Origin of the sequence: Lewinella cohaerens DSM 23179, assembly GCF_000379805.1 — a bacterium.
Taxonomy (GTDB): domain Bacteria; phylum Bacteroidota; class Bacteroidia; order Chitinophagales; family Saprospiraceae; genus Lewinella; species Lewinella cohaerens.
The window spans coordinates 1-6001 of the sequence record NZ_KB903583.1; the positions used below are offsets into that span (position 1 = coordinate 1).

Annotated in this window: 7 protein-coding genes; all 7 read left to right on the forward strand. The window is 33.0% G+C overall.

Features of this window, described 5'->3' with window-relative positions:
- Positions 1 to 131: 131 nt before the first annotated feature.
- Positions 132 to 584 carry a hypothetical protein gene (locus A3EU_RS0124410; RefSeq protein WP_156825896.1) on the forward strand — a complete coding sequence of 151 codons (453 nt, stop codon included), beginning with the start codon at positions 132 to 134 and terminating at the stop codon, positions 582 to 584.
- Between the two features lie 289 nt (positions 585 to 873).
- Positions 874 to 1458, forward strand: a complete 585-nt coding sequence (locus A3EU_RS0124415) for a DNA-binding transcriptional response regulator (RefSeq protein ID WP_020538821.1) — start codon at positions 874 to 876, stop codon at positions 1456 to 1458.
- The gene (locus A3EU_RS0124420) at positions 1448 to 2509 is read left to right on the forward strand and encodes a histidine kinase (RefSeq protein WP_020538822.1); all 1062 of its coding nucleotides are present in this window, start codon (positions 1448 to 1450) and stop codon (positions 2507 to 2509) included. Before A3EU_RS0124415 ends, A3EU_RS0124420 begins: the two co-directional genes overlap by 11 nt.
- Before the next feature lie 157 nt (positions 2510 to 2666).
- Positions 2667 to 3095, forward strand: coding sequence for a hypothetical protein (locus A3EU_RS0124425; protein ID WP_020538823.1), 429 nt, complete (start codon positions 2667 to 2669; stop codon positions 3093 to 3095).
- A 58-nt stretch (positions 3096 to 3153) separates the two neighbouring features.
- On the forward strand, positions 3154 to 3690 hold the full coding sequence (locus A3EU_RS0124430) for a hypothetical protein (RefSeq protein ID WP_020538824.1): 537 nt from the start codon (positions 3154 to 3156) through the stop codon (positions 3688 to 3690).
- Between the two features lie 259 nt (positions 3691 to 3949).
- Complete coding sequence (locus tag A3EU_RS0124435) at positions 3950 to 4513, forward strand: hypothetical protein (RefSeq protein WP_156825897.1); 564 nt, start codon at positions 3950 to 3952, stop codon at positions 4511 to 4513.
- A 162-nt stretch (positions 4514 to 4675) separates the two neighbouring features.
- A complete protein-coding gene (locus A3EU_RS0124440) occupies positions 4676 to 5848 on the forward strand; it encodes a hypothetical protein (protein WP_020538826.1) in 1173 nt (390 codons plus the stop codon).
- The last annotated feature ends 153 nt before the right edge of the window (positions 5849 to 6001 follow it).

Genomic DNA, 6001 nt, shown 5'->3' on the forward strand with positions numbered 1-6001 from the left:
TTAGGATGTTTATATTCTTGATCAACTCCGGGCTGTGTAGAACTTTGCTACCCCGTCAAGCTTCCCTTCGGTCAGCCTGCGTTGTAGCTTGAGTTAGTGCCAATTTTATTCAACTTCTTAATGAAATAAATGTGATGACGTTTGATGATAAAATAGTAGAAGTACTGAAAAGTCTTAGTAAGCTTGAAGGCCGAAAAGGTTCTTTAAGACAAGTTTTAGGTGAAAGCAATATCGACTACAAAGACAGTGATATACCAGAGTTTAGAAAATTCTTTCTATCTAGTAACTATGTGGATGCACTAGGAATGCCAAATGATGATCTGTATATCACTTTATATCAAACTGGTATTGATCACATCGAAGGTTATGAAAATAAAAAAAAGGAAGAAAAAAGGGATACAAAAATGAAAGAATTACAATTAATAGAAATGCAGAAGAAAGTTGAAATTTTAGAGGATCAGATTAGACAGCAAAGTGAATTCTGGAAGACTTCAATTCAAAAAAATAAAGAACAAGTTTGGACAATATGGATAGCCTTAATTTTGGCGGCAATATCATTATTAATGCAGTTTTTACAAGGTTAATAAGGGCTAGTTAATGACATTAATTCTATTAGATGATCGGATTTTCCCTCTTTCACGACGAAAGAAATAGAGGAGTTGTTTAGAAAAATTTAATACTGGCACTAACTTAGCTTGTGCGACTATACCCGCCCGGAGCTTGGTTCCACTCGATCATATAGTTGGTGCTGTACTTGATCTGCGGTGTACTTGACGGTCATTGGTGAAGAGGGGCGTGTACATCGCACAAGCCTGAGTTACATGCAAGATCAAAAATTGAAACTTATTACAAACTAGTTACGTAGAAACTATTATGGAGAATATTTTAAACTTTTTATCGGAGAACAAAGAATGGTTGTTTAGTGGAATAGGTGTATTTGTCATTGCTGGTATCGTGAATTTCTTTTTCAAGAAACCTAAAAAATCATCTAAGCCTGATTATAAACAAGCTGTTAATCTTATTCCTGGTGATAATAGAAACGATAACGAAGACATAATCTTAGATGGTTTGAAAAATAGGATTAAAATATTATTTATTGATGATGACACCAAATTTTCAAATGTTTCTATGTTGAAAACAGCTGGTTGGAAGCAAACAAAAACAATCAAAGATGTTAAATCATATGATGAACGAAATGTAGTAGAGGCAGATATTATTTTTGTTGACATACACGGAGTTGGAAAAGCATTAAGTTGTCCAGATGAAGGGTTAGGGTTAGCAAAAAATATAAAACTGAAATATCCTGATAAAAAGGTTGTTATTTATTCTGCTGAACAAAGAGGTGATAGATTCCACAAAGCACTTAAAATTGTTGATGATACACTTCGTAAAGATGCAGACCCATTTGAGTTTCAAAACCTTGTAGAAGAATTTAGTCGAGAAATTTATGAAAAATAACCACGAATATCATGTAGTTGGTTTAGACGGAAGTATCATCATTTCATCACTTAGTCAGAACCACTTTGAGTATTATGCAAACTCGAATTCTAAGAATGATATTATTAAGACTTGTAAATTTGATGGGAAACGGAAACGGCACGGAAAGCTCACTACTGATTCTGGAGTAATATATATAATTTCATCAGAAAAGCCTTTGGTTACAAGTACTAGGATATTTAAAATATACCTTGATATATATGCTTCTATTCTTCAATCACTATTAGGTAAAGGAGAATCGTTTAGAGAAAGTTTTAATAAAAACACTAGGAGACTATTACATAATGTTCGATCAATAAATGCACATAACATTCAGGAAATAGAAAGTATTATACCACAAAGCGGGATAACTGATAATATATTTGATCAAATTGATTTTGTTAATTCCCAATTTGATCAAAATAGAGAAAAATTTTCAGCAAGTGTTCTCAGGTTAATGAAAAATAATTTGAAGACAAAGGTTGAAATAAACGTATTTGATAAATTACTTGAATCACCTATCGTTTTATCTAAGCGTGATTATAAAATCAGTAAAGTCCTAATAAATGTGTTGCAAACGTTTTTTCAAGATTTTATGGATTCGGGCACTACTGTTAAGATTGGAGCTACAAACAAACGAGTAAATTTAGATTATGAGACTTTTCAAGTATGTCTTTACCATATTTTTGATAATGCCTCAAAGTATATGTTACCTAATAAAGATTTGTCAATCAGATTTCGAGATGATTTAGGAGATTTTTTAATAGAAATAGATATGATTAGCCTTAAAATACATGATGCAGAATTAGAACTAATCTATGAAGAAGGGGTATCAGGTATAGAAGCAAAGAAAGTTGATAAACAAGGTCAAGGTATTGGGATGTATTTAATAGTAAGTCTGTTGAAAATGATTGATGCTAGTATCGAAATTGTCAGAAAGAGTCAAAACTTCTCAAGAGCTTTTAACGGCGGAATTTATGAGAATAATATTTTTATAATTCGTTTTCATGGGCAAGGTCTATTTATGAAGTAATAAATGCATGTAACTTTGCTAGCCCGTCAATGGCTCCTTCGTCGCCACTGCGTTCTAGCCTGAGTTAGGTACCATTAAAAATAGATTAGAATACTATAGCTAGTAAAAGAGGAATGAAAGCCAAGATATTCTAATAATAAATTATCAAATCAAGAAGATGCGAAAAAAAATCTTAGGTGCTATAGAATTGTTAGTGATTGGACTAATAGCCGCTGGTATACTCAGCTTTTATAAAGAAACAAATTCAACTCCAAGGTTTAACACTGAATTCGATTGGATAAGAATTATTATTGATTTGGTTCTCATAAGCACTCTAATGTTTAGAGTAATCAAAGTTGTTAAGACTTATAAATTTAGCTATGATGAGTTAGGCCGCCCTAGAAGCTTAGAAAAGATGATTTATATGATTTACCTAACTTCGTTAATTCCTGACTTGTCAATCTGGCTTCAGTGGAGTTATTTCTCAGGTTTATATTTATATGTTTTAGCTATATTTATAAGTCCGATCTTCTTATGGGGAATAGAGTTTATAAAAAGAATTACGCTAGAGCCCAACAATCTTGAAAAAACTCATTACAGGCAATAGTATTCGCCTTGTTGACAATTATTTATATCATAAATTTAGATTCTAATCTAGAAAGGGAATGAACAAGAGAATCGAATTCACGTCAGAAAGAAAAATAAATGAGCTCAGAGAAGAGACCCTAAACTATTTTCAGAATCAAGGTTTCAAGTTGTCGGAGGATAGTACAAACTTCATGCATTTTAAGAGAGGAAGTGTCATTAGAAATATGGTGACTTTTAATCCCCTCAAGTGGAAGAGTATTATAAAAATAGAGTTTAAGAGTAAACTTGTGATAACAGAGGTTTATGTAAACACTATTTTCCAAGCAGTTACTCTGAAAGAAGAGGAATTATGGAAGAATTTTATCTTGAATTATCAAAAAACGATGAAAACAGGAGAATCCTATATTTTTGATAATAAGGAAGAATTAAAAAAGACAAAAAGATCTTCATGGAAATATATTTGGTATGCTTTTATTGGAGCAATAATTTTTGGGATACCAAGTGGGATCGTTGCTTATATAACAGGGGTAGAAAGTATTCTAAGAGTCGGAGCCATAAGTGGATCTTTAATATTTATGATGAATAGAATAAGTAAAGAAAAAGACGGTACCTAACTTTGCTACCCCGTCAAGCCTCCCTTCGGTCAGCCTGCGGGGTAGCCGGAGTTAGGCACAAGCAGAGAAAAATCAATAAAAATCTAAGGAAATAGAAAGACCATATCAAAATATTACGAGTAAATTATATTCAAAAGCAGAAAGGGTTCTCTATCGTCTTGAACTATTCAAGGTCAGACTGAGAAAGAACCTTACTCCAAATAGTCTTAATAGCAAGTTTAGGTCTATCGATGAATTGTATGAGAAGTATTTAGAGAAAGTGCTACTCAGAGAGATTTTTCCTCAGAGTATAAGGTATGGAAGATTTTTTAGCGAATCACAAAATGAAGGAATCTTTACAGAATATTTTCAGGTAAATCCAAGAAGATTAAATTTAGAAGAAGAAAGATATTTGAGTAATTTTTTAAAAGGAAGTATAAGTAAATGGTTCATTCCTCATTTTCTGAAAGAAATTAATGATTACTCATATGAATTCATGAAAACAGTGGTAGATGCAGGAATAAAAATCATTGATCCTAGTTACAACAACCTTTTCGTAATATCAGCTAAAGAACTATATAAAGCCAAGGTAAGCGAGTATTTAATAGAGCGCTTTCCAGGTTCAAGCATGAATGACAAGCGAGGAATATTTCGATTATTTTATTGGGTTTCATTCGATAAGACAAGTGAACTATATGAGAAAAAGCTATCAATGCTCTTAGAAGAATATTTTAAGACAAAAAATCAGGAACTGCGGAAATATATTTCCTTGAATTTGCCGGCTGAAATAGATGATTATCCAGATAGCTTAAATGTAGAAGCTAAGAAATATCTAGAAAGATAAATGAGCAGCCTTTACTATCAATTATATTTTAAAAAGTAAAGCCTGTGCCTAACTTTGCCTACCCGTCCATGCTCCCTGCGGTCGCACGGCGTGTAGGCTTGAGTTCTGCGCAACAAATAAAATATGAATACGTATTGATTTAATGAATATAAAAGCGATTAAATGGCCTTAGATTACGACTCGATTGCGAAGTATCTGTATAGCGAAATTTTAGAATTTGTAAGTGATATCGAAATTGGATATTGCTGGTGTTTTGGAGACGATCCAGTATATAAGTATATAGAGCTAAGGACCTTTGAAACATTTAATAAATTCTCTGATATTGATTCATTCAAAGTTCATTTGAACGGTCTTTCATCAGTTATCGAGGAAAAATTTGTTAAAGAATTCATAGATAATAAGGATTTCGTAGAAAATGTACCACTTGATTTTAGTGATAGACTAGTCGAAGATGTAAAGACCGAAATAAGATTAATCAAGACAGATGTCAACAAAACCCTGCTCTTTATGGATAGAATTATTCACATTCGTTTTGAGCAGGTAAGTTCAGAAGAACTAGAATTAATGCTTATGATTCCCTATCATAGTGTTCCGCTTAAAAACTCTTACCCAAGCCTTGTTAAAAGTGCAAATGAGTACTTTAATCTGATTATCAATACGTTAGAGTCGTTGAATAATAAGGTAAAAATGAAAAGACTCCTTAAACAGAGTTTTAGTAGAGAAAGTATGATAAGTAATCCAGTAAGCGGATTAAATCAAGAGGTAAAAGAAAAAATCAAGAAAGAGATTGAAGAAACAATTAATGATCCTGCTCAAAAGAAATATAAGGTAACATTGGATCAGGCTATTGATCTGTTTGGAGAGGTCGTACAAGTCAAATTGTCTGAAAGAGGGTTAAATGATATTGAAGGGAGGTTATACCCAGCAATATCGAAGTATTTTACCCGAAATGATAGGCACGACCGACTTAATATGGTTAAGCAGATGTCACAGTCTTTCGAACCATATTTGAAGAAGGTTTTATTATTAGTTGATGAGGAAAAGTATTATGACTTATTGGATGAACCTAAAGGTAAACAAGGACTATCGAAGGTTATTGATTTACTAGGGAGACTAGATACTAAAAAGAATAGATTCAAGGAGAATCCGCGCTCTTTACCTAAAAGAGATTTTGCAAGAGAGTTGTGGAAAGTATATGACACCCGAAATCGAGAGGCGCATTCTGCAAAAGATTGGAGAGAAAAAGACTTTCAAGACATTTTTACGTGTCATTTAGTGGTATATATTTATGTCGTGCTAGAGTATAGTGAAGAATTATTTGATGCATTGAAGTGAAAGCGCAGAACTTTGCTACCCCGACAATGCCTCCTGCGTCGGCACTGCGTTGTAGCCGGAGTTGTGTGCCATACCAACAAAAATGGAAGCTTTGATAAAGCCGCCCGACTCTAGTTGTAAAAGGAATTAATTTGGAGGAGAAATTGCTTGCTT

Coding starts and splice junctions, on each gene's coding strand:
- A3EU_RS0124415 (WP_020538821.1), top strand. CDS start 874: ATGGAGAATATTTTAAACTTTTTATCGGAGAACAAAGAATGGTTGTTT.
- A3EU_RS0124420 (WP_020538822.1), top strand. CDS start 1,448: ATGAAAAATAACCACGAATATCATGTAGTTGGTTTAGACGGAAGTATC.
- A3EU_RS0124425 (WP_020538823.1), top strand. CDS start 2,667: ATGCGAAAAAAAATCTTAGGTGCTATAGAATTGTTAGTGATTGGACTA.
- A3EU_RS0124430 (WP_020538824.1), top strand. CDS start 3,154: ATGAACAAGAGAATCGAATTCACGTCAGAAAGAAAAATAAATGAGCTC.
- A3EU_RS0124440 (WP_020538826.1), top strand. CDS start 4,676: ATGGCCTTAGATTACGACTCGATTGCGAAGTATCTGTATAGCGAAATT.